We start from the raw sequence: 24,213 nt of genomic DNA on the forward strand, positions 1-24,213 counted from the left end.
GGTGGGGGGCAAGCCCTTCCAGTGGCGCACAACATCACGCCGCCCACCACGTGAAGGTAAAAGCAACGTTGCAGAGACTATGCCTTCAAGTTTCGAAGTCAATAGGCGATGTCGTGTGACTTAATCAGCATCACAAGATGGCTTGAGTTCAACACTTGAAGAGATGATGGGGCGCGTATGTGCATCGATCCGCGCACGGGCATCGATCTCAGCGCAGTCGCTGGCCGATCACCTTCGAGACGCCGTCACCCTGCATGGACACGCCGTACAGCGCGTCCGCGACCTCCATGGTCCGCTTCTGGTGGGTGATCACGATCAGCTGCGAGGACTCCTGGAGCTCCTGCATGATCCGGATCAGCCGCTGGAGGTTGGTGTCGTCGAGCGCCGCCTCGACCTCGTCCATCACATAGAACGGGCTGGGCCGGGCCTTGAAGATCGAGACCAGCAGCGCCACGGCCGTCAGCGAGCGCTCGCCACCGGAGAGCAGCGAGAGCCGCTTCACCTTCTTGCCGGGCGGGCGGGCCTCCACCTCGACGCCGGTGGTGAGCATGTTGTCGGGGTCGGTGAGGATCAGCCGGCCCTCGCCGCCCGGGAAGAGCCGGGAGAAGACACCCTCGAACTCACGGGCCGTGTCCCGGTAGGCCTCGGTGAAGACCTGCTCGACCCGCAGGTCGACCTCTTTCACGACCTGAAGCAGGTCGGCCCGGGTCTTCCTCAGGTCCTCCAGCTGCTCGGAGAGGAAGCGATGCCGCTCCTCCAGGGCCGCGAACTCCTCAAGGGCCAGCGGGTTGACCTTGCCGAGCTGGTGGTACGCCCGTTCGGCGGCTCTGAGGCGCTTCTCCTGCTCCGAACGGATGAAGGGGCGCGGCTCGTCGGCGCCCGCGTCCCCGCCGTCGGCGGAGTCGGCGGAGTCGGGCGCGACCGGCGACGGGGGTACGGGCTGGTCCGGGCCGTACTCGGCGACCAGTGCGGTCGCCTCCACGCCGAACTCCTCCAGGGCCTTCGCCTCCAGCTGCTCGATCCGCAGTCGCTTCTCGGCGCCGAGGACCTCGCCCCGGTGCACGGAGTCGGTGAGCTTGTCGAGTTCGGCCTTGAGGTCGCGGCCCCGGGTCCGGGCGGCCGTCAGGCCCTCCTCCCGGTCGGCCCGCGCCGCCTGCGCGACCACCCGCTCCCGCTCGGCGCGGACGAGCGACACCTCGATATGGGCCAGCAGGCTCCGGGCGCCGGCGGCGACCGCGCCCGCGACCCGCTCCTCGTGGCGCAGCCGGACGCGGCGCTGCTCGGCACGCGCGCGTGCCTCCCGTTCGGCGCGGGCGGCCCGGTCGAGCGAGTCGGCCCGCCCGGCGAGCCCCTTGACCCGCTCCTCGTGGGTACGGACCTGGAGGCGGGCCTCCATCTCGGTCTGGCGTGCGTTGGACCCGTCGATCGCGAGCCGGTCGCGGGTGGCGGTGTCGGGTTCCTCGTCCCCGCCCTCACCGAACGCCGCGGCCTCCTGGGCCACGAGCAGCCGTTCGGCGAGTTCCTCCGCCTCGGCGGTCGCCTTCTCCAGGGCCTCCTGGGCGCGGGCGGCGGCGGCCGCGGTCCGCTCGGCCTCCCCGGCCGCTCCCCTGGCCTGCCCGGCGAGCCGGCCGAGCTGCTGGGCGACGGCGGACTTCTCCCGTTCGGCGGTACGGCGAAGGGTGTCGAGTTCCTCGACGAGCGCGGCGGCGGTACGGCGCCGCTCCTCGGCCTCACCCTTGGCGGTCGCCAACTCCTCGCAGCGTACGGCGAGTTCGTCGAGCTCGGCGGCGGCCTCCGCGACCGAGGCCTGGACTTCGAGGAGGCTGGGCGCTCCCGCGGAGCCGCCCTGGGCGAAGTGCGCCCCGAGCAGGTCGCCTTCGAGGGTGACGGCGGTCGACGCGGGCCGGGTCCTGACGAGTTCCGCGGCCTGGTCCAGGTCGTCGACGACCACGACTCCGGCGAGCAACCGGCGTACCGCTCCCATGAGTTCGTCGGGCCCCCGGACGAGGTCGGCGAGGTACGGGTGCCCCTCGGACGCGGGAGCCCCGGCCTCTCCGGGGCGGTCCGGTTCCGGGGCTCCGGTCAGGAGCAGGGACGCGCGGCCGGCGTCCTGCTTGCGCAGCAGACGAAGGGCTTCGGCGGCGGCGGAAGGGCCGGTGGCGGCGACGGCGTCGGCCGCGGCGCCGAGGGCGGCGGCGACGGGGATCTCGTATCCGGGGGTGACGGTGAGGAGTTCGGCCGCAGGGCCGAGGAGTCCGCTGAGTCCGGCGGTCAGCAGGGCACCCGTGCCGTCCTTGCGGCGCAGTCCGAGGGCGAGGGTCTCGTGCCGGGCCTGGGTCGCGGCGCGGCGGCGTTCGGCGGTGGCGGCGGACTCACGCGCGGCGCCGAGCGCGGCCTCCGCGTCGGCCAGCTCCCGGCGGGCCGCCTCGTACCGCTCGCCGTGCTCGGCGTCCGCCGCGTCGAGGCCGTCGACCTCGGCCTTGAGCTGCTCGTACTCCTCCTGGGCGGTGACCGCCCGCTCCCCCGCCTCGTCGCGGGCGGCGGCGAGGCGGTCGATCTCGGCCTGGGCGGAGGCGGCGCGCGAGCGGGCCGCGTTGACCTGGCCGTGGAGGCGGGCGAGGCCCTCGCGCCGGTCGGCGAGGGCGCGGGCCAGGTCCTTGAGGCGGCGCTCCTCGGAGGCCAGAGCCTGTTCGAGTTCGGCGCGGTGGGTGACGGTGTCCTCCAGGGCGCGCTCGGCGGCCTCCAGGGCGGCTTCCAGCTCCGCCTCCTGCTCGCGGACGCGGGCCGCCTCCCGCTCCAGGTCCTCCGGGTCGCGGCCGCGGCGTTCCTCGGGAGGTGCGGCGGTGGCGCTCTTCACGCGCGCGTCGGCCAGGGAGACCGTGCCGCGGACGCGTTCGGCGAGCTGGGAGAGGGCGTACCAGTTCTGCTGGGCGCGTTCGAGGCGGGGCACGAGCGCGCGTGCCTCGGCCTCGAGGGTGGCCTCGCGGGCGAGCGCGGCCCGGAGTTCGGTCTCGGTGGCTTCCTTACGGGCGAGCAGGGCCGCCTCGTCGGCGACCTCGGCGGTGAGGGCCCGCTGGAGGTGGACGAGGTCGTCGGCGAGGAGGCGGAGCCGGGCGTCGCGCAGGTCGGCCTGGATGACGACGGCGCGGCGGGCGACGGCGGCCTGCCGGCCGAGGGGCTTGAGCTGGCGGCGCAGTTCGTCGGTGAGGTCCTGCACGCGCGCGAGGTTGGCCTGCATCGCGTCGAGCTTCCGCAGCGCCTTCTCCTTGCGCTTGCGGTGCTTGAGGACTCCGGCGGCCTCCTCGATGAAGGCGCGGCGGCCCATCGGGTCGGCGTGCAGCACGGAGTCGAGCTGGCCCTGGCCGACGATGACGTGCATCTCGCGTCCGATGCCGGAGTCGGAGAGCAGGTCCTGGAAGTCGAGCAGCCGGCAGGTGTCGCCGTTGATCTGGTACTCGCTGCTGCCGCCGCGGAACATGATGCGGGTGAGCGTGACCTCGGCGTAGTCGATGGGGAGCGCGCCGTCGGAGTTGTCGATGGTGAGGGACACCTCGGCACGGCCGAGCGGGGGGCGCCCGGTCGTGCCGGCGAAGATGACGTCCTCCATCTTGCCGCCGCGCAGCGACTTGGCGCCCTGCTCGCCCATGACCCAGGACAGGGCGTCCACGACGTTGGACTTGCCCGATCCGTTGGGGCCCACGACACAGGTGATTCCGGGTTCGAACCGCAGCGTGGTGGCCGAGGCGAACGACTTGAATCCGCGGAGGGTCAGGGCCTTGAGGTGCACGCCCGGGACTCTACCGGGGCTCGTGCGTTTCACCCGCGAAGGTGTAGGGCAGATCCTCGGGTGAGGAGGGGTGGGACGGGAGGGGAACGGCGGGTGAAAGAAAGAAGGGACGCCGAAGCGCCCCTTGCATGTCTGCTCTGCCGGCGTGAGTGTTCAGTCGGGTCGACCGACACGAGTTCTGTCGGCCTGCCGACAGAAGTGTGCTGTCTGTCGGCTGTGCCGGCGTGAGTGTTTCCCACGTGAGTGTTTCCCACCTGGCCCCTCGGGGCTGGGTTGTCAGGTGAGCGCAGGCTCCGCCTGGGGTACGTCGAGGTCGATGCTGTTCAGCAGTGACTCTCCCTGGTGCTGAGCGGCGGCAGCGGCAAGCGAGTCGTTCTCGGACTGGATCCGTACCAGCTCGGATTCCAGGTCCTGGACGCGCTGCTGAAGCCGTCGCATCTCGGCGAGGAGTCGCGGGTCGGAGCCGCCGACGTAACCGAGAAGCGCCTTTGCCATGATGGATGGTCCTCCACAATGAGTGACCGACCGAAGCGGTTGGGTCGTGAGGGATTTCGCACCCGCGGTGCTCGGCAGTACTGCTTGTCGTGCCGGTTCCACTGCCAAACAGCTAAGGTGCGCGGGGCTTCCAGAGTCTCACCAAAAAGTTTGACGGTCAACACGATCACGCCCCGTTTGAAGGGGCGACCGAGGAGTCCCGGGCCGCTCAGTGGGCGGCGGGGCCTCATGAACTCGGTGCCTCAGGGCGTCGCGATCATCCTTACCCGGCAGCCTTCCATGACGGGCGCTCCTTGGCAACCACCAGGCGGTTTCCCCGCCACCCGGCTGTTACCGCGCGTCCTTCCGGCGCCTCTCTCGGTCACCGGAAAGGGTGTCGGAGAGTGATCGTCAGCGGATGGCGAAGCTGTCGTAGCCACCGCGCGGGGTGGCCCAGATCTCAGTGACGCCGTCCACGCGCCCGGGTGTGTCGGCGGAGTGGAGCCAGGCGAGGAGACGGTGGCAATTCTCACGCGCCCCTTCGGCCACCACCTGCACCCGGCCGTCGTCGAGGTTCAGGGCGAAGCCCACCAGGCCGCCGATCTCCAAAGCGTTTGCCCTGGTGAACCAGCGGAAGCCCACTCCCTGTACCCGGCCGCGTACCCAGGCGGTCATCCGAACGTCGTCACTCATGCCTGCACGCTAACGGGCGGATTGCCAGATGAGCACATCGCCCCCGGCCCGCATGGACTACAGTCCCGACCGAACACGCCTCACCCGTTCGGACCCGCCCTGTTCGACCGCCGGTCCGAAACGGTACCGACAGCAAAGATCAGCAAAGGCCGCAGGGCGGCACAGGACCACAGCAGGACCAGCAAGAGGAAGGCAGACCAGATGGGACGCCACCGTCGCGCCGGAGCCGCACCCGCCGCAGAAGACTACGCGGACGGTTCGGACCGCCGTCACCGGGGTACCCGCCGCAAGCGGCGCGCCCCCGTGCGCACCGGCCTGCTCGGAGCCTCCGCCGCCGTCGCGGTGGGCGCCATCGCCGTCGCCTCGGGCCTGCTGCCCGGCGGAGACACCTTCACGGTCGGCAGCGTCGGTACGAGCGAGCGCCCGAGCCAGGCCCGGCAGGCGCCGGAGCTGACGACGCAGGGCGGGTCCACGCAGACCCCGACCGACGAATCGGGCAGCGCGCGTCCGAGCGCGAAGGCGAGCGCGGGTACGGACAAGGGCAAGGCGGCCTCGCCGTCGGCGACCCCGTCCACGAAGCCGACCCCGAAGGCGACGCCGACCCCCTCGAAGGCGCCGACCAAGACCCCGGCCAAGGCGCCGACCAAGGCGCCCACGAAGGCCCCGGCCAAGCCGGTGGCCCCGAGGACCACGGCCGCGCCCTCCACCCAGGCCCCCGCGCCGAAGCCGGAGCCGAAGCCCGACCCGACGACCGAGGCCCCGGTCGAGAAGACCTCGGCCCCCTCCACCGCCGACCGCGGTGCGGCGGCGGAGGCGGAGGTCGTCCGCCTCGTCAACACCGAGCGCGCCAAGGTGGGTTGCTCGCCGGTGAGCGCGGACGCCCGGCTCGCGGCACTGGCCGGGGCGTTCAGCGCGGACATGGCGGCCCGCGGATTCTTCGACCACACGGATCCGGACGGCGACACCCCGTGGGCGCGCGCCGAGCAGGCGGGCGTCTCGGGCCTCGGCGGCGAGAACATCGCCCGCGGCCAGGCGGACGCGGCGGCCGTGATGGAGTCCTGGATGAACAGCGACGGCCACCGCGCCAACATCCTGAACTGCGACTTCACCACCCTGGGCGTGGGTGTCCACTTCGCCGACGGCGGTCCCTGGTGGACCCAGGACTTCGGCTACTGAGCCGGCAGTCCCCGTAGCCCGTACGTGAAAGGGCCCGTCACCTTCTCGGTGACGGGCCCTTTCACGTACGGGCATGGAGAGAACTAACTTTTCCATAGCGCAACCCATCAGTTAGCGCATGCATGGAAGTGAGCGCTGTGCGGGAGTACGGTGGAGGGCATGACTGACGACCTCGCCTACGACGTGTTCGCGCGCGCCTGCCCCTCGCGCGGCACGCTGGAGCACGTGACGGGCCGCTGGGGCAGCCTGACCCTCGGCGCCCTGCACGACGGGACGTTCCGCTTCAACGAGCTGCGGCGCCGGGTCGACGGAGTGAGCGAGAAGATGCTGTCGCAGACCCTGCACGCCCTGGAGCGCGACGGACTCGTCCATCGCGAGGCGCAGCCCACGAACCCGCCGCGGGTCGACTACCGGCTCACTCCGCTCGGCCGCGAGATCGCGGAGCGGCTGATCGGCCTGATCGAGCTGGTGGAGGGCCGTATGCCCCAGGTCGAGGCGGCCCGGGAGAGTTACGACGCGGAGCGCGCGACCCCGGTCGGCACCTGACCGTCAGACGCCCGCGCCGTCAGACGGTCGTCCCGCCCGGCGCCCGTCCCGCCCGGCGCCCGTCGCGCCCGGCGCCCGCGCGTCAGACGCCCGCGCGCGGCGGTCGCTGGCAGCGGGGGCAGAAATAGCTGGAGCGGTTCATCCACGCGCGGCGCCGCATCGGCGTACCGCAGCGGTGACACGGCTCGTCCTCGCGCCCGTAGGCGTCGAGCGACCGGTCGAAGTAGCCGGACTCGCCGTTGACGTTCACGTACAGGCTGTCGAAGCTGGTGCCGCCGACGTCGAGGGCCGCGTTCATCACGTCCCGTACGTGACCGAGGAGTTCGGCCGAGCGCGGGCGCGTGAGGGTGGCGGTGGGCCGGTCGTAGTGCAGCCGGGACCGCCAGAGCGCCTCGTCGGCGTAGATGTTGCCGACGCCGCTGATCAGCGACTGGTCGAGCAGCGCCCGCTTGACCGTCGTACGGCGCAGCCGCAGCGTGCTCTGGAAGGCGGCGTCGTCGAACTCGGGGTCCAGCGGGTCGCGGGCGATGTGCCCGATGACGTCCGGGAGGCCGTCGGGGGTCTGGTCGTGGAGCGAGAGTCCGCCGAAGGTGCGCTGGTCGACGAAGCGGAGCTCGGTACCGGCCGCATCGTCGAAGCGGATCCGGATGCGGAGGTGCTTCTCGTCGGCGGCGCCCTCCGGCTGGACGAGCAGCTGCCCGCTCATGCCGAGGTGTCCGAGGACGGAGACGCCGGTCTCGGCGAGCGGGAGCCAGAGGTACTTGCCGCGCCGACGCGCCACCTCGAACCGCTGCCCCTTCAGCCGGGCCGCGAAGTCCGCGCCGCCCGCCGGATGGCGCCGTACGGCCCTGGGGTGCAGCACCTCGACCTCGGTCACGGTCCGTCCGGCGACCCAGCGCTCCAGACCGCGCCGTACGACCTCGACCTCGGGCAGCTCGGGCACGGGACTCCTCCGGACGTACGTCTTCCTCAGCGGTTCAACCCTACCGGGGGCCACCAGGTGAAAAGACGAGAACCCCGCCCTGGGGCGGGGTTCTCGGGAAGCGAGGGTGCGGCCGTCAGGCCGACGCCCGGTGGGCGGTCGGAGAGGGGTCGGCGACCTCTCCCGTTCCCGCCTCGGCCGCGGCCTTCGCCGCCGCCGCGCGTTCGTCCGCGGCCGCGCGAATCGCGCGCCACGCGGACTCCGCCGCCTGCTGTTCCGCTTCCTTCTTGCTGCGGCCGGTGCCGGTGCCGTACGAGACACCACCGACGCGGGCGGCAGCAGTAAAGGTCTTCTCGTGGTCCGGACCCTCTTCGGAGACGAGGTATTCCGGAACACCCAGACCCTCGGCCGCGGTGAGTTCCTGGAGACTGGTCTTCCAGTCCAGGCCGGCACCGAGGTTCGAGGACTTCTCGATCAGCGGGTCGAAGAGCCGGTGCACCAGCTCGGACGCCGCGTCGAGGCCCTGGTCGAGATAGACCGCGCCGATCACCGCTTCAAGGGTGTCGGCGAGGATGGACGCCTTGTCCCGGCCGCCCGTGCCCTCTTCGCCCCGGCCGAGCCGGATGAAGGAGCCGAGTTCGAGTTCGCGTCCCACGTCCGCCAGCGCACGCGAGTTGACCACCGCGGCCCGCAGTTTGGCCAGCTGGCCTTCCGGCAGGTCGGGGTGGGTCCGGTACAGCGTGTCCGTGACCACCAGGCCGAGCACGGAGTCCCCGAGGAACTCCAGCCGCTCGTTGGTGGGCAGACCGCCGTTCTCGTACGCGTACGAACGGTGCGTCAGCGCACGCACCAGAAGGGCGGACTCGAGCCGATAGCCGAGCCGCCCTTCCAGAAGCGTGTGGGACGAGGCATGGTCCGTCTTGTCGTCCGTCTTGCGGGACTCAGACATTGCGCCTCTCACCAGCCCAATCAGACCGAGAGGACCTGGCGCTTGTTGTAGGTGCCGCAGCTCGGGCACGCGATGTGCTGCAGCTTCGGCTCCTGGCAACGCTCACACGAAACCAGGGTGGGGACCGCAGCCTTCCACTGCGACCGGCGGTGGCGCGTGTTGCTGCGCGACATCTTCCGCTTCGGAACAGCCACGGCTACTTCTCCTGCTTCTCGGCGGCGCTTCGGACGTCCCCGTCAGAGGCTTTGCCGCTCATGTTGTCCTTCTCATCGGTTCCCAGCGAACCGGCGAGTCCCTGCAGTGCCGCCCAACGAGCGTCGACGGCGTCATGGTGGTGGTCCGGGTTCTCGTTCAGGTTGGTTCCACACTCGGAACACAGGCCTGCACAGTCCTCCCGGCACACCGGCTGCATCGGCAGTGCGAGCACCACCGCATCACGCAGCACGGGTTCGAGGTCGAACATGCCGTCCTCGAGGGGGATGATGTCCTCGTCTGCCTCGGCTTCGTCGTCCGCGGCCGCCTTGGAGCGGCCCCGGTCGTCGGAGTCGGGGTACGAGAACATCTCCTGGAAGTCCACGTCGAGATCAAGCTCGACGGGCTCCAGACACCTTACGCACTCCCCCTCGGCCGATGCACGGGCGGTGCCTGTGACAAGCACCCCTTCCATGACCGACTCAAGACGGAGATCGATTTCCACCGGAGCACCCTCGGGCACTCCGATCACTCCTTCGACGCCCAGGTCCCTGGGGGCCTCGATCGAACGCGAGATCCGCTGGAGGGCACCAGGACGCCGCCCCAGCTCGTGTGTGTCGAACACGAGGGGGTTGCGGTGGTCGAGGCGCGTGCTCAGGGTTCTTCCTGCTTTCGAATCATGCTGCGTCGAGGAGGCTGCCAGACGCGGGCAGCATGGATCGCGGAGATACGCGCGACCGAAGAGCCAGGATACTGGACGCTTCGCTCAGGGCCCAATCCGGGCCTTGAGGGCCTTACCGGCCCCGCGCTACTGCCCCTGTTCGTACCGGCGCAGCTGCTCCAGGTCGATCATGCTCGTGTCGAAGAAGCTCGTCTCGTCGAGCGCGGCGCCCTGCTGCTGGTGCCCCTGCTGCTGGACGGGCTGCTGGTACGCGTACGGGTCCTGCTGCTGGTATCCGTACGGATCGGCGTGCTGCGGCTGCTGCTGGTACGCGTACGGGTCGGACTGCTGCTGGGCCTGCTGGTAGCCGGCGTACGGGTCGGGCTGCTGCTGCACCTGCTGGTATCCCGCGTACGGGTCGGGCTGGTGCTGCGGCGCCTGCTGCTGGACGGGGATCTGGACCGGCTCGGGGTCGGAGAGCTCCGCGAGCCCGGCCAGGTAGTCGGAGTCGCTGGTGTGCACGGCGCCGCCGAGACCGTCCTGGGCGGCCATGTGCTCGCCCAGCGCGTCGGTGGCGATCCGGCCGTGCAGCTTCTGCCGGCCCCGGCCGACGGCCTCCAGGGTCTTGCTGAGCACCGCCTCGAAGGCGCCGAGCTTGGCGTCGACGTACTCGTCGGCCCGGTGGATCAGGGTCTGCGGGTCGGCGCTGTACTCGGGGGCGTCCTCGTCCGCGTAACCGTTCTGGTCGAGACCAGGGCCCCGGCCGAGGAGCTTCTCGCGGCCCCGGTCGACGGAGCCGATCGTCTTGTTGAGGACGACCTCGAAGTTCGCGAGCTTGGAGTCGACGTAGTCGTCGGCCTCGGCGCGGACCTCCTCGGCCTCGCGGCGGGCCTCGGAGAGGATGCGGTCGGCCTCCTCCTGCGACTGCCGGGCGACCTGGGTGTCGGAGACGATCGAGCCGCGCTCGGCGTGGGCGGCCTCGATGATCCGCTCCGCCTCCTGGCGGGCCTGCTCGACCATGTGCTCGCGGCCGCCGATCAGCTCCTGGGCCTGGGCGAGGGAGCCGGGCAGGGCCTCCCGTACCTCTTCGAGCAGGGCGAGCAGCTCGGCGCGATTGACCACGCAGGATGCCGACATGGGCATGGAGCGGGCGCCCTGCACGGTCGCGACGATCTCGTCGAGCTTCTTCTGTACGTCCACCGGGTGCTCGCCACTCTCTACAGCTGGATGGAGACGGACGGGACGACTGTAAGGGCAGTCGGCGCCCGTCCGACACCGAGTGACGGAGCGTCAGCGGCGGTGGCCACGCGTCACTTCTGCGCCAGGCGCTCGGTGAGCCGGCCGAAGACCGCCGGAGGCACCAGGTGGGAGACGTCGCCGCCCCAGGCCGCGACCTCCTTGACCAGCGAGGACGACAGGAAGCTGTAGGTCGGGTTGGTGGGGACGAAGAGGGTCTCCACGCCCGTGAGGCCGTTGTTCATCTGGGCCATCTGCAGCTCGTAGTCGAAGTCACTGACCGCGCGCAGTCCCTTGACGATCGCGGGGATGTCTCGCTGCTTGCAGAAGTCGACGAGCAGTCCGTGGAAGGACTCCACCTCGACGTTGCCGAAGTCGGCGGTCACCTCGCGGATCAGCTCGATCCGCTCGTCGACCGTGAACAGGCCCTTCTTCGACTGGTTGATCATCACCGCGACATGTACGACGTCGTACAGCTTGGAGGCGCGGGCGATGATGTCGAGGTGTCCGTTGGTGATGGGGTCGAATGACCCCGGACAGACGGCGCGGCGCAACTTGGGTCCCTCGCTCTCCGGTCCGGTCATCGTGCGTCTTCGCACGTAGAGGCGGCGCGACCGTACCAAAACGTTCCCTCGCCGTAACGACGGGCCCGCAGTGGTTCGAAACCGGCCGGCCAGCCGAATTCTCCGCCTCTGGTGCTGCGCTCCACGGTGACGAGGGCGTCGTCCGCGAGCCAGCCCCCCGAGCGGAGTGTGAGGAGTATCTCGCGAAGATCCTCATCGGTGACGGCGTACGGCGGGTCGAGGAAGACCAGGTCGTACGGGTCGGAGGGCGCCGGTCCCGTCACGATCTGCTCCGCTTTGCCGGTGCGGAGTTCGGCGCCGGGCAGGCCGAGCGAGGCGATGTTCTCGCGGATGGTCTTCGCGGCGCGCGGTTCGGCCTCGACGAGGAGGGCGTGGGCGGCTCCCCGGGAGAGTGCTTCCAGGCCGACGGCGCCGGAGCCGGCGTACAGGTCGGCGACCCTGGCCCCGTCGAGGGTGCCGAGGAAGGCTCCCCAGGTGGAGAAGAGGCCTTCGCGCGCCCGGTCGGAGGTGGGGCGGGTGCCGTTGCCGGGCGGCACGGCCAGGCGGCGCCCGCCGGCGGTGCCGGCGATCACGCGAGTCATCGGTGTCCTCGTCATCCATAAGCCATTGCGTACGCAATAGCTTATGGCGGCTCGTGTCCGCGTGGGGTCAGCCCTTCTCCAGGTACTCCTCCCGCTCCTCGCTCAGCAGGGCGTCGAGCGCGGTGCGCAGACCGGGGTGGGCGGTGAGGTCCGGGTCGGCGAGGACGAGGGCGGTGGCCTCCTCGCGGGCGGCGGCGATGACCTCCTCGTCGTCGATGACGGTGAGCACCCGCAGGGAGGAGCGGACGCCGGACTGGGCCTGGCCGAGGACGTCGCCCTCGCGTCGCTGTTCGAGGTCGATACGGGAGAGCTCGAAGCCGTCGAGGGTGGCGGCGACGGCGGCGAGGCGCTGGCGGGCGGGGGCGGCCTCGGGCATCTCGCTGACGAGGAGGCAGAGGCCGGGCGCCGAGCCCCGGCCGACGCGGCCGCGGAGCTGGTGGAGCTGGGAGACGCCGAAGCGGTCGGCGTCCATGATCACCATGGCGGTGGCGTTGGGGACGTTGACCCCGACCTCGATGACGGTGGTGGCGACGAGGACGTCGAGCTCGCCCGCGGCGAAGCGGCGCATGACGTCGTCCTTGTCGTCGGGGTGCATGCGGCCGTGCAGGACGGCGATCCGGAGTCCCGCGAGGGGCCCGGTGCGGAGCTTCTCGGCGACGTCGAGGACGGCGAGCGGCGGACGCTTCTCGGCCTCGTCCTCGGCGGACGCCTTGGCCTTCTTCTTCTGGTCCTCCTCGTCGCCGATGCGGGGGCAGACCACATAGGCCTGGTGGCCCTTCTCGACCTCCTCGCGGACGCGTTCCCACGCGCGCGTGAGGAAGTGCGGCTTGTCGGCGGCGGGGACGACATGGGTGGCGATCGGGGAGCGTCCGGCGGGCAGCTGGTCGAGGACGGAGGTCTCCAGGTCGCCGAAGACGGTCATGGCGACCGTGCGCGGGATGGGGGTGGCGGTCATCACCAGGAGGTGCGGGGGCTGCTTCCCCTTGCCGCGGAGGGCGTCGCGCTGCTCGACGCCGAAGCGGTGCTGCTCGTCGACGACGACCAGGCCCAGGTCGTGGAACTGGACCTTGTCCTCGATCAGCGCATGGGTGCCGATGACGACGCCGGCCTCGCCGGTGACCAGGTCCAGGAGGGCCTGCCGGCGGCCCGCGGTGCCCATGGAGCCGGTGAGCAGGACGACCTTGGTGGCCCGGTCGGCGCCGCCGAGCATCCCTCCCTCGGCGAGCTCGCCCATCATCTCGGTGACGGAGCGATGGTGCTGCTGGGCGAGGACCTCGGTGGGGGCGAGCATGGCGGCCTGTCCCCCGGAGTCGACGACGGCGAGCATGGCGCGCAGCGCGACCATGGTCTTCCCGCTGCCGACCTCGCCCTGGAGGAGGCGGTGCATGGGGTGTTCGGTGGCGAGGTCGTCGAAGATCTCCTTGGAGACCTTCTTCTGGCCGTCGGTGAGGGTGAAGGGGAGCTTGGCGTCGAAGGCGTCGAGGATGCCCTCGGGGACGGGTCGGCGGGCGACGGCGGGGAGTTGGGTGTCGGCGTGCCGGCGGCGCGCGAGGGCGACCTGGAGGACGAAGGCCTCGTCCCACTTGAGGCGGTCGCGCGCGGTGGCGATGTCGGCCTTGGTACGGGGCCGGTGGATGAGCCGGAGGGCGTCGGGGAGCTCGGCGAGGCCGCGGCCCTCGCGCAGGGCGTCGGGCAGCGGGTCGACGGCGTCGACGGCGCTGGGCAGCACGGCGTCGACGGCCTTGGCGATCTTCCAGGACTCCAGTTTGGTGGTGGCCGGGTAGATCGGGATGAGGGCCCCGGCCCAGACGTCCACGGCTTCCTCGCTGTCGCCGCGGAGGAGTTCGTACGACGGGTGGGCGAGCTGGAGGCGCCGGTTGAAGAGCGAGACCTTGCCGGCGAACATCGCGCGGGTGCCGGGCAGCAGGTCGTGGTGCGGCTTGTGCACGCCCTTGCCGAAGAAGACCAGCTGGAGTCGGCCGCTGCCGTCGGTGATGGTCACTTCGAGGCGCTGGCCGCGCCCCTTGGAGCCGTTGAAGGTGTGCACACGGGCGTCGGCGACCTGTGCGACCACCGTGACGTGCTCGTCGAGCGGCAGGTCGGCGAGGGTCGTCAGCTCCCCTCGCTCGGCGTACCGGCGGGGGTAGTGGTGGAGCAGGTCACCGACCGTGTACAGGTCGAGTGCCTCGGCCATGACCTTGGCGGTGGCGGGGCCGAGGGACTTCTTGAGTGGTTCGTCGAGCGCGGGCACGAGTTCTATTGCACACCACCACTCTGACATTTCGGCCCAGCTCTCGTACCGGATCCTGGGACACGGTCGTCAGCGAGGCGTTAGATTCGCCGCATGCCGTTGGGCATCGGGCAGGGCTTGTCCGTCACGAGTTCGCGTCAGCGGGCGAGTGAGGAGCCACCGCATCACGCACCGGCGGAGTCACTGCACACCACGGGATCGAACCGACACAGTGTGCCAAAGCGCCCGGGCTTTGGGGCCGCGATATCGCGAGCCCAAAGTCCGGGCGCTCTCATTCCACCCCGATGAGCAGCGGTGGAGCGCCCGCGCCCGCGTGGTACGTGGTGGTGTCGACGGCCAGGTAGCCGCGCCGGACGTGGGCCTCCAGGTCGGGGGCGAGGTCGGGCGGGGTGTCGTCGGCGACGACGAGGGTGACGAGTTCGCCGCCGGCGGAGAGCATCCGGTCCAGGACGGTGCGGGCGGTCTCGGCGAGGTCGGTGCCGATGACGGCGACGTCGCCCTCGATGAGGCCGAGGATGTCGCCGGCCTGGCAGACGCCGGCGGAGGTGAAGGACTGCCGTTCGGCGACGGCGAGTTCGGCGTAGCGGGTCGCTCCGGCGGCGGCCGTCATGGCGACGACGTCCTCGTCGAAGCGTCGGTCGGGTTCGTGGACGGCGAGGGCGGCGATGCCCTGGACGGCGGCGCGGGTCGGGATGAGGGCGACGCGGATGCCCTCGGCCCTGGCGCGTTCGGCGGCGGCCGCCGCGGTCTGCCGCAGGTCGGTGTCGTTGGGCAGGAGGACCACCTCGCGCGCGTGGGCCCGCCGGATCGCGTCGAGGAGTTCGTCGCCGGCGGGCTGTTCGCCGGGCAGGGTCCGTACGGTCGTGGCGCCCGCCTCGGCGCAGAGCCCGGCGAGGCCCTCGCCGGGGACGACGGCGACGACCGCGCGCTGGGCGCGCTCCCCGCGCGCGGAGGCGGCCGCCGAGTCGGCGGCGAAGTGGGTGATCCGGATGCGGTGCGGCCGGCCGGCCTCGACACCGGCCTCGACGGCGGCGCCCGCGTCGTCGACGTGCACATGGACGTTCCACAGCCCGTCGCCGCCGACGACGACGAGGGACTCCCCCAGGGCATCGAGCCGGGACCGGAGCCGTTCCACGGCCTCGTCCCCGGCCTCCAGGAGGTAGATCACCTCATAGGCGGGCCCGTCCTCGGTGGGGCAGTCCTCCGGGGGTACGGGCTTGATCCGCGCCTCGGGCACCGGCGGCGGGGTCTGTCCCGTCACCGTTTCGAGGAGGGCGCCGAGGACCGTCACGAGGCCCCTGCCGCCCGCGTCGACGACGCCGGCGCGTTCGAGGACCTCGAGCTGCCCCGAGGTGGCGGCGAGGGCGGTCCTGGCCCCTTCGTGGGCGTTCCTGGCCACCTCGACGAGCCCGCCGCCGGCGGTGCACGCCCCGGCCGCGGCGCTCGCCACGGTGAGGATGGTGCCTTCCACGGGGTGGGCGACGGCCCGACGGGCCGCGCTCGCGGCCTCGCCGAGGGCGCGGGCGAGGTGATCACCGTCACAGCCGTCGGCGAGGACGCCCGCCATGCCGCGGAGGAGCTGGGACAGGATGGTTCCGGAGTTGCCGCGGGCGCCGAGCAGGGCTCCGTGCGCCATGGCCCGTACGGTCTCGGCGGTGTCGGGCCCGGGTGCTGCGGCGGCGAAGACGGCCTCGACGGCCTGGTGGGCGGCTTCCGCCGTCAGGTACAGATTGGTGCCGGTGTCCCCGTCCGCCACGGGATAGACGTTGATCGCGTCGATCTCCTCGCGCTCCCGGCCGAGCGCGTCCAGCGACCGCGCGCACCAGGACCTGACCGCTTCGGCGTCGAGCTCGACGAGCTCCTCGAAGGGCTGAAGGGCTCGCGACAACGGGGGGTCCTCCTTCGGCGGTGGGCTCACCGCAGGGTAGACCCGAGGTGTCCCTCCCCCAAGCTCTCGGCTTCGCTCGACCAGGGGAGACCCCCAGTGACCTGGGCCCGGGGCGAGGTCCGCCGAGACCATGGTAGTTTCGTTCCACCGAGGCAGGCGTTGTATGCTGCTTCGGTTGCCCGGTTCACACCGGGCCATCCCCCGGCAAGCCACTTCAGACTCCTGATTCCGGTGCGCCGGATTTCACTGTAAATCTGAAGTCTTTGGAGTGACCCGTGGCTGCCAACTGCGACGTCTGCGGCAAGGGGCCGGGCTTCGGCAACAACATTTCGCACTCGCACCGCCGTACGCCCCGTCGCTGGAACCCGAACATCCAGCGTGTGCGTGCCGTGGTCGGTCGGACGCCGAAGCGGCTCAACGTCTGCACCTCGTGCATCAAGGCCGGCAAGGTCTCGCGCTAATTGCGACGTGTTCTGTCGTAGCGCAGCCCCTGCGGTTGCCTTGAAAGGCCGGTTCACCTAGGTGAACCGGCCTTTTGCCTTGCCATGAAACGGCAGGACCCCGGGGCCCGCAGGCTCCCGGAACCCTCAGTCCCTGAACCGCCAGCCGTGGTCGACCGGCCCGATGCCCGATCCCAGGGCGAATCCGGCGGCGATGGCCCCGGTCACGTACTCCTTGGCCTCCCGTACGGCCACCGGCACCGGGAGGCCCTTCGCGAGCCCCGACGCGACCGCCGAGGCGAGCGTGCAGCCCGTCCCGTGGGTGTGCCGGTTGTCGTGGCGCGGGGCGCGCAGCCAGTGCTCCTCCGAGCCGTCCGTGAGCAGGTCGACGGCCTCCCGGCCGGTGGGCAGGTGCCCGCCCTTGATCAGGACCCACTCCGGCCCGTACGACAGGATCGCCTCGGCCGCGACCCGCATGTCGGCCTCGTGGACGACGTGGACGCCGGTGAGCTGTGTCACTTCGTCCAGGTTCGGGGTGGCGACGGTGGCCCGGGGCAGCAGCTTCGTGCGGACCGAGTCGAGCGCGCTCTCGGCGAGCAGCGAGTCCCCGTGCTTGGAGACGCCGACCGGGTCGACGACGACCGGGGCAACGGTGTCGCCGAGCAGCTCGGCGACGGTCTCCACGAGCGCGGCCGAGGCCAGCATGCCGGTCTTGACGGCCTGGACGCCGATGTCGTCGACGACGGCCCGGTACTGGGCGCGTACGGCCTCCACGGGCAGTTCCCAGACGCCCTGGACTCCCCGTGAGTTCTGGGCGGTGACGGCGGTGAGCACGCTCATGCCGTGGACGCCGAGCGCGAGCATCACCTTCAGGTCGGCCTGGATGCCGGCGCCGCCGCCGGAGTCGGATCCGGCGACGGTCAGCACCAGCGGGGGCGGGGAGGTCATTCGGTCTCCCCGAAGTGGTCCCAGCCGCCCACGCTGTGCCAGGGCGCGCCGTCCACGGTGACCTGGGGCAGCGCGGAGGGGTTGAGGACCTCGCCGATGACCTTCCAGCGGGCGGGCAGCTTCACGTCGGGCGGGAAGGTGGCCACGATCGCGTGGTCCTCTCCCCCGGTGAGCACCCACTGCATGGGGTCGACGCCGACGGCCTGGCCGATGTCGTTCATCTGGGTCGGGATGTCGATGAGGCCGGAGCGCAGGTCGATGCGGACCTTGCTGGCCTCGGCGATGTGGCCGAGGTCGGCGATGAGGCCGTCGCTGACGTCGCACATGGCGGTGGCGCCGAGACCGGCGGCCGCGGGACCCGCGTGGTACGGCGGTTCGGGCCTGCGGTGGGCCTCGACGAAGGCGCGGGGGGAGCGGAAGCCTCGGGAGAGGACCGCGTAACCGGCGGCGGACCAGCCGAGCCAGCCGGTGTAGGCCACGACGTCGCCGGGCTGCGCGCCGCCCCGGGTGACCGGGTCGTGGTTGCGCAGATCGCCGAGCGCGGTGATGGAGACCATGATCGTGTCGCCCCGGACGACGTCGCCGCCGACCACCGCGGCGCCCGCGACCTGACATTCGTCGCGCAGGCCGTCCATGAGTTCGGTGGGCCAGGTGACGGGGAGCTCGGCGGGGACGACCAGGCCGAGGAGGAGCGCGGTGGGGACCGCCCCCATGGCGGCGATGTCGGCGAGGTTCTGTGCGGCGGCCTTGCGGCCGACGTCGTACGCCGTCGACCAGTCGCGGCGGAAGTGACGTCCTTCGAGAAGGATGTCCGTGCTGGCCACCACGCGCCGGTCGGGCGCGGAGACGACCGCGGCGTCGTCGCCCGGCCCGATCCGTACCGCCGGGGTGGAGGTGAGCCGGGACGTGAGCTCCCTGATGAGCCCGAACTCGCCCAGCTCTCCGACTGTGCCCTTCACCGCGCCTCACCTCGTGTCTTCGTGCCGGCCGGCGGGCGGGGGCGCGTCTGTTCGCGCCGCGGGTCGCGGGCCGTCACCGTGCTGGGTACCGTCAAGTAGACCGTCAACTTCTGTCCTGCGTACGCCACCCCGCGAGCGCCTCGGGAGGCGCGGGTCTCCCCGCGGCCCGCGGCGACGCGGTACCGTGGCGTCCCTTTCTCCCACAAGATCCTCGTGGTCGCCCTGGAGGTTCCGTGGTTCAGGCGTACATCCTCATCCAGACCGAGGTGGGCAAGGCGTCGACCGTCGCCGACACCATCTCCAAGATCCCGGGGGTGCTCCAGGCGGAAGACGTGACCGGTCCGTACGACGTCATCGTGCGTGCGCAGGCGGACACGGTCGACGAACTCGGCCGCATGGTGGTCGCGAAGGTCCAGCAAGTGGACGGCATCACGCGCACCCTCACCTGCCCGGTCGTTCATCTGTAGCCCCCGTCTACGCTTGGCCGGTGATGTCTTCCCACCGGCCCTTCGGCCTGCCCGCCGCCGTCTCGGCAGCCGTACTGCTGCTGGCCGCCACCGGCTGTTCCTCGTCGGACGCCGCGGCGTCCGTCGTGGTTCCCAGCCCCCCGGCGGCGGAGGCCGCCTTCTGCCAGGCACTGGCGAAGGAGCTTCCGGACACCGTGGTGGGGCTGGAACGGAGTGACCCGGAGCCCGGCTCCGAGTTGACCGCCGGCTGGGGTGACGGTGCGATCGTACTGCGCTGCGGGGTGCCCCGGCCCGAAAAGATGAGCGATCCCAAGGCGCAGGGCGTCGAGGCGAACGGCGTCAACTGGATGCTGGAGCGTCCCGAGGGCAGCGGGCCCCGTTTCACCACGACGTACCGGAAGACGTACGTCGAGGTGACGCTCGGCGAGCGGTACACGCACGACATGACGCCGCTCGCGGATCTCGCCGATCCCGTACGGAAGACCGTGCCGTCCAGCCTCTGAGGGCGGCGGCACGGTCTTCCGGGACGCGTCGGATCAGCGCAGGCCCGTGGAGCGGGTCAGCGCGGCCTGGATGAGCCGGTCGACGAGCTCGGGGTAGCTCACGCCGCTCTCCTGCCACATGCGCGGGTACATGGAGATCGGCGTGAAGCCCGGCATGGTGTTGATCTCGTTGATCACGAACTCGCCGTCCTCGGTGAGGAAGAAGTCGGCGCGGACCAGGCCCTCGCAGGAGACCGCCTCGTAGGCGGCGACGGCGAGGCGCTGGATCTCGGCGGTGGCCTCGTCCCCGATGGGGGCGGGCACGATGCCGGAGGCCGAGTCGATGTACTTGGCCTCGAAGTCGTAGAAGTCGTGGTCCGTGACCGGCGGGATCTCGGCCGGCACGCTGGCGCGCGGACCGTCCTCGAACTCCAGGACGCCGCACTCGATCTCGCGGCCGCGCAGCAGCGACTCGACGAGGATCTTGGGGTCGTGGCGGCGGGCCTCCTCGATGGCCTCGTCCAGGCCGGAGAGGTCGTCGACCTTGGTGATGCCCATGGACGAGCCGCCGCGGGCCGGCTTCACGAAGAGCGGCCAGCCGTGGTCGGCGGCGAACTCGACGATCTTCTTGCGGGCCGCGGCAGGGTTCTGCTCCCACTCGCGCGGCCGGATGACCTCGTACGGGCCGACCGGGAGGCCGAAGGAGACGAAGACCCGCTTCATGTACTCCTTGTCCTGGCCGACGGCGGAGGCGAGGACGCCCGCGCCGACGTAGGGGACGCCGGAGAGCTCCAGGAGGCCCTGGAGGGTGCCGTCCTCGCCGTAGGGGCCGTGGAGCATCGGGAAGACCACGTCGACCTCGCCGAGGGCCCTCGGCACGGCGCCGGGCTCGGTGAGGACGACCTCGCGGTTGGCGGGGTCCACGGAGAGGACGACGCCGCCCTCGGTGGACTCGGCCAGGTCGGCGACGTTCGGCAGGGCGCGGTCGGCGATGGCCATGCGCTCGGGGGCGTCGGCGGTGAGCGCCCAGCGCCCGTCCGTCGTGATGCCGATGGGCAGCACGTCGTACTTGTCCCGGTCGATGGCGCTCAGGACGGCGCCCGCCGTGACGACGGAGATGGCGTGCTCGGAGCTGCGTCCGCCGAAGACGACGGCCACGCGCGGCTTGCGGGGGCTCTGGGTGTTCTCGCTCATATCGCGATGAGCGTACCTTGCGCGTCCCGAACGACCTTGCGGCCCCGGTCCCCTCGCGCGTCCGGCGCAGCGCGCGCCGGACCCGACAGGGGGGACCGTCAGGACCTACCGGCGCTCGGCCTTCGCGCTGCGCGACATCAGTTCCTTGAGGGCGACGACCGGCGGCTTGCCGTCGTGGACGATCGAGACGACCGTCTCCGTGATGGGCATGTCGACGCCGTGGCGGCGGCCCAGATCGAGCACCGACTCGCAGGACTTGACGCCCTCGGCGGTCTGCTTGGTGGCCGCGATGGTCTCCTGGAGGGTCATCCCGCGGCCGAGGTTGGTGCCGAAGGTGTTGTTCCGGGAGAGCGGCGAGGAGCAGGTGGCGACGAGGTCGCCGAGGCCCGCGAGGCCGGAGAAGGTGAGCGGGTCGGCGCCCATGGCGAGGCCGAGGCGGGTGGTCTCGGCGAGGCCGCGGGTGATGAGCGTGGCCTTGGAGTTGTCGCCGAGCCCCATGCCGTTGGCGATGCCGACGGCGAGGCCGATGACGTTCTTCACGGCCCCGCCCAGCTCGCAGCCCACCACGTCGGTGTTGGTGTACGGGCGGAAGTACGGGGTCATGCAGGCGGCCTGGAGGCGCTGGGCGACCGTCTCGTCGACGCAGGCGACGACGGCGGCGGCGGGCTGCCGGGCGGCGATCTCCTTGGCCAGGTTGGGGCCGGTGAGGACGGCCACGCGCTCGGCGGGCACGTCGGCGACCTCGGTGATGACCTCGCTCATCCGCTTGGCGGTGCCGAGTTCGACGCCCTTCATGAGGGAGACGAGGACGGTGTCGGGCGCCAGCATCGGCGCCCAGGCGGCGAGGTTGCCGCGGAGGGTCTGGGAGGGGACGACGAGGACGGTGAAGTCGGCGTCGTGGGCCGCCTCGGCCGGGTCGGCGGTGGCCGTGATCGCCGTGGGGAGTTCGACGCCCGGGAGGTAGTCGGGGTTGACCCGGGAGGCGTTGATCTCCTTGGCGAGTTCGGCGCGGCGGCCCCAGAGGCTCACCTCGCAGCCCGCGTCGGCGAGCACCATCGCGAACGCGGTACCCCAGGATCCGTTTCCGAAGACGGCTGCCTTGGTCACTTGGTGCCCCCTTCGGCGGCCTTGCGCCGCTGTGCCAGGCGCGCCTTGCGGTGGTCGTACGGTTCGGCGGGCGCCCGCTCGCCGCGGATCTGCTCCAGGAGCGCGGTGATGGCGGCCATGATGACCTCGGTCGCCTCGCGGAGCACCTCGGGCGTGGGCTCGAGTCCGTAGAAGCGGGAGAGGTCGACGGGCGGACCGGCCTGCACGGTCAGCGTCTTGCGGGGGAACAGGCTGAGCTTGTTCTCCTTGGCGTACGGCGGCATCGCCAGGTTGGCGCCCCACTGGGCCACCGGGATGACGGGGGCCCGGGTGAGCAGCGCGACGCGCGCGGCACCGGTCTTGCCCGCCATGGGCCACATGTCCGGGTCCCGGGTGAGGGTGCCCTCGGGGTAGAAGGCGACGCACTCGCCGCGCTCGATGGCGTCGACGGCGGCGCGGAACGCGTCGAGCGCGTTGGTCGTCTCCCGGTAGACGGGGATCTGTCCGGTGCCGCGCAGCATCATCCCGACGAAGGGGGCCTTGAAGAGGCCCGCCTTGGCGAGGAGGCGCGGGACCCGGCCGGTGTTGTACTGGTAGTGCGCGTAGGACAGCGGGTCCAGGTAGGAGTTGTGGTTGACCGCGGTGATGAAGCCGCCGTCGACCGGAATGTGCTCCATGCCGCGCCAGTCCCGCTTGAACAGAACCACCAGGGGGGGTTTGGCGATGACCGCCGCGAGGCGGTACCAGAAGCCGATTCTGCGGCGGGGCACTCGTACACCTTTCTCCGGGACCGGCTGGCAGGGGGTCAAGTGTCGCCCCATGCTCCAGCTCTGTCGAGTGACACCGTACGCCCCGGGCCCTCCGGGGGACCGCGTGGGCGGGACAGAATGGGCCGCGATGAACACGCATGCGGACGACGGCTGGTCCCTGGTCGTACCCCTGAAGCCCCTTGCCCTGGCGAAGAGCAGACTGGCCGCGGCGGCCGGGGCCCGGCTGCGCCCGCGGCTGGCGCTCGCGTTCGCCGAGGACACCGTGGGGGCGGTGCTGAACTGCCCGCGGGTACGGGATGTGGTGGTCGTCACGGACGATCCGGCGGCCGGCGGGGCGCTCGCGGCCCTGGGCGCGCGGATCGTCCCGGACACCCCGGCGGCGGGTCTCAACCCGGCGCTCGCGCACGGGGTCCGTGCCGTACGGTCCCGGCGGCCGTCCGCGCGGGTGGCGGCGCTCAACGCGGATCTGCCGGCGCTGCGGCCCGAGGAGCTGACCCGGGTCCTGGACGTGGCCGGAAAATTTCCGAGGGCTTTTCTCGCGGATGCCGCCGAAATAGGTACGACATTCCTCTCGGCGGGTCCGGGCGTGGAATTGGAACCGGCATTCGGAGGTGCGTCGCGGCTTCGGCATTTGTCTTCGGGCGCGGTGGAAATCCTGCTGGCGGGGGTGGATTCGGTGCGCCGGGACGTGGACACCGGTGAGGATCTGGCGGCGGCCGGGGAGCTGGGACTCGGCCCGCGGACGGCCGCCCGGTGGCTGCCGGCGGCCCGATAGGCTGCGGCCCATGCAGGCGACCGCGTTCACGTACGACTCCGAGACCCACAGCGGCAGTGTGCTGCTCGACGACGGCACCCCCGTGGAGTTCGGGGCGGAGGCCTTCGAGGCGGGCGGGCTGCGGCTGCTGCGGCCGGGGCAGCGGGTCCGGATCGAGGCGGAGCCGGGCACGTCGGGGGCCGGCCTGCGGATCACCCTGGTGACGCTCCAGACGTTCTGACGCGCCCGGTCCCCGCTGTCGGGGCCCCGGACGCGCCGCGGGCCGGGCTCCCTGGGGGGAGCCCGGCCCGGCGGGTGTCTACCGCTCGTCCTACTTCTTGGCGGCGGTCTTCTTGGCGGTCGTCTTGCGCGCCGTGGTCTTCTTGGCGGGCGCCTTCGTCGCCGTGGCCTTCTTCGCGGCCGGCGCGGTCTTCTTGGCCGTGGCCTTGGTCGCCTTCTTCGCGGCGGCCGTGGTGGTCTTCTTGGCGGCGGCGGAGGTCTTCTTCGCCGCGGCCGTGGTGGTCTTCTTGGCGGGGGTCGCCTTCTTGGCGGCCGCCGTGGTGGTCTTCTTGGCCGGGGTCGCCTTCTTGGCAGCCGCCGTCGTGACCTTCTTCGCCGGGGTCGCCTTCTTCGCGGCGGCCTTCTTGGCGGTGCTGGCCTTCTTGGCGGCGGCCTTCTTCACGGTGGCGGAGGCGCCACCGGTCAGGCTGCCCTTGGGGGCCTTCTTGACGGAGACCTCGCCGCCCTTGGGGAGCTTCTTCGAGCCGCTGACCAGGTCCTTGAAGCCCTGACCGGCACGGAAGCGCGGGACCGAGGTCTTCTTGACCCGCACCCGCTCACCCGTCTGCGGGTTGCGGGCGTAGCGGGCCGGGCGGTCGACCTTCTCGAACGAGCCGAAACCCGTCACCGAGACCCGGTCGCCACCGACCACGGCACGCACGATGGCGTCAAGCACGTGGTCGACGGCTTCGGCGGCCTGCTGGCGACCGCCCATCTTGTCGGCAATCGCTTCTACGAGCTGCGCCTTGTTCACGTCTTCCCCTTCGGAGACATTGCCAGAACGAAAGTGTTCAAGCTTTTTCGCACGTTAGGCATGTATATACCGCAAATCAAACACGAAACGGGCTAATCACCCTAGTGCCGCAACGCAGAAGATCCGCTGCGGAGTTCTTG

At 71.4% G+C, this 24,213-nt stretch carries 25 protein-coding genes; 7 read left to right on the forward strand and 18 right to left on the reverse strand.

Annotated features, from left to right (window positions below; genetic code table 11):
* Positions 1-208: 208 nt before the first annotated feature.
* The 3 genes from smc to N5875_RS11150 all read right to left on the reverse strand — a co-directional run bounded on the left by smc (position 209) and on the right by N5875_RS11150 (position 4,954).
* Complete coding sequence (smc, locus tag N5875_RS11140) at positions 209-3,787, reverse strand: chromosome segregation protein SMC (RefSeq protein ID WP_338493407.1); 3,579 nt, start codon at positions 3,785-3,787, stop codon at positions 209-211.
* Between the two features lie 276 nt (positions 3,788-4,063).
* Complete coding sequence (locus N5875_RS11145) at positions 4,064-4,282, reverse strand: hypothetical protein (protein WP_015036455.1); 219 nt, start codon at positions 4,280-4,282, stop codon at positions 4,064-4,066.
* 390 nt (positions 4,283-4,672) lie between these two features.
* Positions 4,673-4,954 carry an acylphosphatase gene (locus tag N5875_RS11150; RefSeq protein WP_318207687.1) on the reverse strand — a complete coding sequence of 94 codons (282 nt, stop codon included), beginning with the start codon at positions 4,952-4,954 and terminating at the stop codon, positions 4,673-4,675.
* Between the two features lie 201 nt (positions 4,955-5,155).
* Between N5875_RS11150 and N5875_RS11155 the strand changes: the two genes are divergently transcribed.
* Both N5875_RS11155 and N5875_RS11160 read left to right on the forward strand, forming a co-directional pair.
* Positions 5,156-6,130, forward strand: coding sequence for a CAP domain-containing protein (locus N5875_RS11155; protein ID WP_338493410.1), 975 nt, complete (start codon positions 5,156-5,158; stop codon positions 6,128-6,130).
* 159 nt (positions 6,131-6,289) lie between these two features.
* On the forward strand, positions 6,290-6,676 hold the full coding sequence (locus tag N5875_RS11160) for a helix-turn-helix domain-containing protein (protein WP_318207689.1): 387 nt from the start codon (positions 6,290-6,292) through the stop codon (positions 6,674-6,676).
* Between the two features lie 82 nt (positions 6,677-6,758).
* Here the strand turns inward: N5875_RS11160 and mutM are convergent, their stop codons facing one another.
* The 9 genes from mutM to N5875_RS11205 all read right to left on the reverse strand — a co-directional run bounded on the left by mutM (position 6,759) and on the right by N5875_RS11205 (position 15,940).
* Positions 6,759-7,619 (reverse strand): bifunctional DNA-formamidopyrimidine glycosylase/DNA-(apurinic or apyrimidinic site) lyase, encoded by an 861-nt coding sequence (gene mutM / locus N5875_RS11165; protein WP_318207690.1) that lies wholly within the window; start codon positions 7,617-7,619, stop codon positions 6,759-6,761.
* Between the two features lie 115 nt (positions 7,620-7,734).
* Complete coding sequence (rnc, locus tag N5875_RS11170) at positions 7,735-8,547, reverse strand: ribonuclease III (protein ID WP_318207691.1); 813 nt, start codon at positions 8,545-8,547, stop codon at positions 7,735-7,737.
* A 20-nt stretch (positions 8,548-8,567) separates the two neighbouring features.
* Positions 8,568-8,741 (reverse strand): 50S ribosomal protein L32, encoded by a 174-nt coding sequence (gene rpmF / locus N5875_RS11175; RefSeq protein WP_015036448.1) that lies wholly within the window; start codon positions 8,739-8,741, stop codon positions 8,568-8,570.
* Between the two features lie 2 nt (positions 8,742-8,743).
* The gene (locus N5875_RS11180; RefSeq protein WP_318207955.1) at positions 8,744-9,397 is read right to left on the reverse strand and encodes a DUF177 domain-containing protein; all 654 of its coding nucleotides are present in this window, start codon (positions 9,395-9,397) and stop codon (positions 8,744-8,746) included.
* 150 nt (positions 9,398-9,547) lie between these two features.
* Positions 9,548-10,600, reverse strand: coding sequence for a cell division initiation protein (locus N5875_RS11185; RefSeq protein WP_338493415.1), 1,053 nt, complete (start codon positions 10,598-10,600; stop codon positions 9,548-9,550).
* Positions 10,601-10,710: 110 nt separating this feature from the next.
* Positions 10,711-11,190 (reverse strand): pantetheine-phosphate adenylyltransferase, encoded by a 480-nt coding sequence (coaD, locus tag N5875_RS11190; RefSeq protein ID WP_187623233.1) that lies wholly within the window; start codon positions 11,188-11,190, stop codon positions 10,711-10,713.
* 26 nt (positions 11,191-11,216) lie between these two features.
* Positions 11,217-11,801: a 16S rRNA (guanine(966)-N(2))-methyltransferase RsmD gene (rsmD, locus tag N5875_RS11195; RefSeq protein WP_318207693.1), complete on the reverse strand. Its 585-nt coding sequence runs from the start codon at positions 11,799-11,801 to the stop codon at positions 11,217-11,219.
* Positions 11,802-11,868: 67 nt separating this feature from the next.
* Positions 11,869-14,061, reverse strand: a complete 2,193-nt coding sequence (gene recG, locus N5875_RS11200) for an ATP-dependent DNA helicase RecG (RefSeq protein WP_338499147.1) — start codon at positions 14,059-14,061, stop codon at positions 11,869-11,871.
* A gap of 262 nt (positions 14,062-14,323) precedes the next feature.
* Positions 14,324-15,940 (reverse strand): DAK2 domain-containing protein, encoded by a 1,617-nt coding sequence (locus N5875_RS11205; RefSeq protein WP_338493416.1) that lies wholly within the window; start codon positions 15,938-15,940, stop codon positions 14,324-14,326.
* Between the two features lie 275 nt (positions 15,941-16,215).
* Here N5875_RS11205 and rpmB point away from each other — a divergent pair, with 275 nt between their 5' ends.
* Positions 16,216-16,401 carry a 50S ribosomal protein L28 gene (gene rpmB / locus N5875_RS11210; RefSeq protein WP_015036441.1) on the forward strand — a complete coding sequence of 62 codons (186 nt, stop codon included), beginning with the start codon at positions 16,216-16,218 and terminating at the stop codon, positions 16,399-16,401.
* A gap of 126 nt (positions 16,402-16,527) precedes the next feature.
* Here rpmB and thiD read toward each other — a convergent pair whose 3' ends face one another.
* Positions 16,528-17,328 carry a bifunctional hydroxymethylpyrimidine kinase/phosphomethylpyrimidine kinase gene (gene thiD / locus N5875_RS11215; protein ID WP_338493417.1) on the reverse strand — a complete coding sequence of 267 codons (801 nt, stop codon included), beginning with the start codon at positions 17,326-17,328 and terminating at the stop codon, positions 16,528-16,530.
* Positions 17,325-18,287: a thiamine-phosphate kinase gene (locus tag N5875_RS11220; protein ID WP_073819075.1), complete on the reverse strand. Its 963-nt coding sequence runs from the start codon at positions 18,285-18,287 to the stop codon at positions 17,325-17,327. The genes thiD and N5875_RS11220 overlap by 4 nt, the downstream gene beginning before the upstream one ends.
* A 233-nt stretch (positions 18,288-18,520) precedes the next feature.
* Between N5875_RS11220 and N5875_RS11225 the strand changes: the two genes are divergently transcribed.
* Both N5875_RS11225 and N5875_RS11230 read left to right on the forward strand, forming a co-directional pair.
* The gene (locus N5875_RS11225; protein WP_015036438.1) at positions 18,521-18,754 is read left to right on the forward strand and encodes an Lrp/AsnC ligand binding domain-containing protein; all 234 of its coding nucleotides are present in this window, start codon (positions 18,521-18,523) and stop codon (positions 18,752-18,754) included.
* A gap of 23 nt (positions 18,755-18,777) precedes the next feature.
* The gene (locus tag N5875_RS11230; protein ID WP_318207957.1) at positions 18,778-19,257 is read left to right on the forward strand and encodes a DUF3515 domain-containing protein; all 480 of its coding nucleotides are present in this window, start codon (positions 18,778-18,780) and stop codon (positions 19,255-19,257) included.
* A 33-nt stretch (positions 19,258-19,290) separates the two neighbouring features.
* Here the strand turns inward: N5875_RS11230 and N5875_RS11235 are convergent, their stop codons facing one another.
* The 3 genes from N5875_RS11235 to N5875_RS11245 all read right to left on the reverse strand — a co-directional run bounded on the left by N5875_RS11235 (position 19,291) and on the right by N5875_RS11245 (position 22,286).
* The gene (locus tag N5875_RS11235) at positions 19,291-20,430 is read right to left on the reverse strand and encodes a D-alanine--D-alanine ligase family protein (protein ID WP_318207696.1); all 1,140 of its coding nucleotides are present in this window, start codon (positions 20,428-20,430) and stop codon (positions 19,291-19,293) included.
* A 105-nt stretch (positions 20,431-20,535) separates the two neighbouring features.
* On the reverse strand, positions 20,536-21,537 hold the full coding sequence (locus tag N5875_RS11240; protein WP_318207697.1) for an NAD(P)H-dependent glycerol-3-phosphate dehydrogenase: 1,002 nt from the start codon (positions 21,535-21,537) through the stop codon (positions 20,536-20,538).
* Entirely contained in the window at positions 21,534-22,286 is a 753-nt protein-coding gene (locus N5875_RS11245) for a lysophospholipid acyltransferase family protein (protein ID WP_338493421.1), read from the reverse strand. The genes N5875_RS11240 and N5875_RS11245 overlap by 4 nt, the downstream gene beginning before the upstream one ends.
* A gap of 127 nt (positions 22,287-22,413) precedes the next feature.
* Between N5875_RS11245 and cofC the strand changes: the two genes are divergently transcribed.
* Positions 22,414-23,061, forward strand: a complete 648-nt coding sequence (gene cofC, locus N5875_RS11250; RefSeq protein ID WP_318207699.1) for a 2-phospho-L-lactate guanylyltransferase — start codon at positions 22,414-22,416, stop codon at positions 23,059-23,061.
* 10 nt (positions 23,062-23,071) lie between these two features.
* Positions 23,072-23,281 (forward strand): hypothetical protein, encoded by a 210-nt coding sequence (locus N5875_RS11255; protein WP_030325574.1) that lies wholly within the window; start codon positions 23,072-23,074, stop codon positions 23,279-23,281.
* Between the two features lie 90 nt (positions 23,282-23,371).
* On the opposite strand, the gene N5875_RS11260 is transcribed toward N5875_RS11255, so the two are convergent.
* The gene (locus N5875_RS11260; protein ID WP_318207700.1) at positions 23,372-24,073 is read right to left on the reverse strand and encodes an HU family DNA-binding protein; all 702 of its coding nucleotides are present in this window, start codon (positions 24,071-24,073) and stop codon (positions 23,372-23,374) included.
* Between the last annotated feature and the right edge of the window lie 140 nt (positions 24,074-24,213).

This window comes from Streptomyces sp. SJL17-4, from assembly GCF_036826855.1.
In the GTDB taxonomy this organism is placed as follows: domain Bacteria; phylum Actinomycetota; class Actinomycetes; order Streptomycetales; family Streptomycetaceae; genus Streptomyces.